At 60.6% G+C, this 2,052-nt stretch carries 1 protein-coding gene; it reads right to left on the bottom strand.

The window, feature by feature from the left end:
* On the bottom strand, nucleotides 1–2,052 hold a 2,052-nt coding region (locus tag HP546_RS29590), incomplete at both ends, for an immunoglobulin-like domain-containing protein (RefSeq protein ID WP_372242479.1).

The following is a 2,052-nucleotide window of genomic DNA, read 5'->3' as shown; positions in this document are numbered from 1 at the left end:
GGTCGCCGATGACCAGGTTTTCCAGTGCTGGGCCTGGGACGGAGGCACCATCGATGCTGACGGTGATCTTGCCCTTGTCGATGAACACGTCATCGCCCTGCGCAGGCGCAGAGATGGTCTTGGTGGTTTCGCCTGCGGCAAAGACCACGGTCTCACCGGTGCTCAGCAGCACGGTCAGTGGTTTGTCGATGGCCTGGTTCAAGGTAACGGTGAAGGTCGGCGCAGTGGCTTCGTTCACCGAGTCCACGACTGGCGTGATGCTGACCTTGACCAGGTTGCCGGTACCGTTCGGGTCATCGCTGACCGTGGTGGTGACCGGGGTCGTGTCAGGCACCAGGTTTTCGAACTTCTCGGTACCCGCTACCGAAATATCGGTAATCGCCTTGGTGATGGCGTCCTGACCGCCTACATACAGGTCGTTCGGCGCATCGATGGACACGGTGCCGGTGGCGGAACCTGGGTTGATGACGACCTGAGTACCACCAGTCAAGGTCACGGTGATGCCACCGTGGCCAGTCACTGGCAAGTTGGTGTCTTCACTCACCAAGGTCACGGTGTAAGTGATCTTGCCGCCTTCGACCACAGCGGTGTTATCCACCGACAGCACGGCCGTGACCTTGCTGAGGGTGTCCGTGACCTGCACGGTAGCCGGGTCGCCGATGACCAGGTTTTCCAGTGCTGGGCCTGGGACGGAGGCACCATCGATGCTGACGGTGATCTTGCCCTTGTCGATGAACACGTCATCGCCCTGCGCTGGTGCAGCGTAGGACTTGGTGGTCTCGCCTGCCGCGAAGGTCAGGGTGGCACCGGTGCTCAGGGTCACGGTGAACGGCTTGTCCAGCGCCTTGTTCAGGCTGATGGTGAAGGTCGGTTCAGTAGCTTCGTTGACCGACAGCTGGTCGGCCACGATGGTGACCTTGACCAGGTCGCCTTCATTTTCGCCGCCTGGGTTACCTGGGGTACCCGGTTCGTCGGTTACTACGGTGCTGACTTTGGTGCTGCCCAGCTCCAGTTGCTCGAACTGGTCGGCGCCCTTGCCCGAGACGTCGGTCAGACCCTGGGTGATGGTGACCGGATCGTTGACGTAGACGTTGTCTGGCGCGCTTACAGTAACCGAACCAGTAGCTTCGCCGGCTTTGATGGTCACGGTGGTGCCATCGGTCAGGGTGAAGGTCAGGCCCTTGTGATTGGTGACTGGCAGGGTCGGGTCTGCGCTGACCAGGGTCACGGTATAGGTGATCTTGCCGCCTTCGGTGACGGTGGTGTTATCCACAGTGAGTTCGGCAGTGACCGGGCTCTGCGTATCGGTGACGGCCACGGTAGCGGCTTTGCCGATCTCCAGGTTTTCCAGTTGTTCGCCGACCACCTCAGCCTTGCTGATGCTGACGGTGATCTTGCCTTCGTCCTTGAACACGTCCTCGCCCTGCGCTGGTGCAGCGTAGGACTTGGTGGTCTCGCCGGCCGCGAAGGTCAGGGTGGCACCGGTGCTCAGGGTCACGGTGAACGGCTTGTCCAGCGCCTTGTTCAGGCTGATGGTAAAGGTCGGTTCGGTCGCTTCGTTGACCGAAACCTGATCGGCGGTGATGCTGACTTTGACCAGGTCGCCTTCGCCAGATGGCTCATCGGTGACTTCGGTGCTGACTTTGGTTGCGCCCAGTTCGAGCTGCTCGAACTGATCGGCGCCTTTGCCCGAGACGTCGGTCAGACCCTGGGTGATGGTGACCGGGTCGTTGACATAGACGTTGTCTGGAGCAGCCACAGTCGTGCTGCCGACCGACTCACCGGCCTTGATGGTCACAGTGGTGCCATCAGTCAGGGTGAAGGTCAGGCCTTTGTGATTGGTGACTGGCAGGGTCGGGTCTGTGCTGACCAGAGTCACGGTATAGGTGATCTTGCCGCCTTCGGTGACGGTGGTGTTATCCACCGTGAGTTCGGCAGTGACCGGGCTCTGCGTGTCAGTGACGGCCACGGTCGCGGCTTTGCCGATCTCCAGATTTTCCAGTTGCTCGCCGACCACTTCAGCTTTAGTGATGCTGACGGTGATCTTGCCTT

Origin of the sequence: Pseudomonas sp. CM25, assembly GCF_013179705.1 — a bacterium.
Taxonomy (GTDB): Bacteria; Pseudomonadota; Gammaproteobacteria; order Pseudomonadales; family Pseudomonadaceae; genus Aquipseudomonas.
The sequence above is the reverse complement of the archived record's forward strand: the minus strand, read 5'-3'. Positions and strand labels throughout refer to the sequence as shown.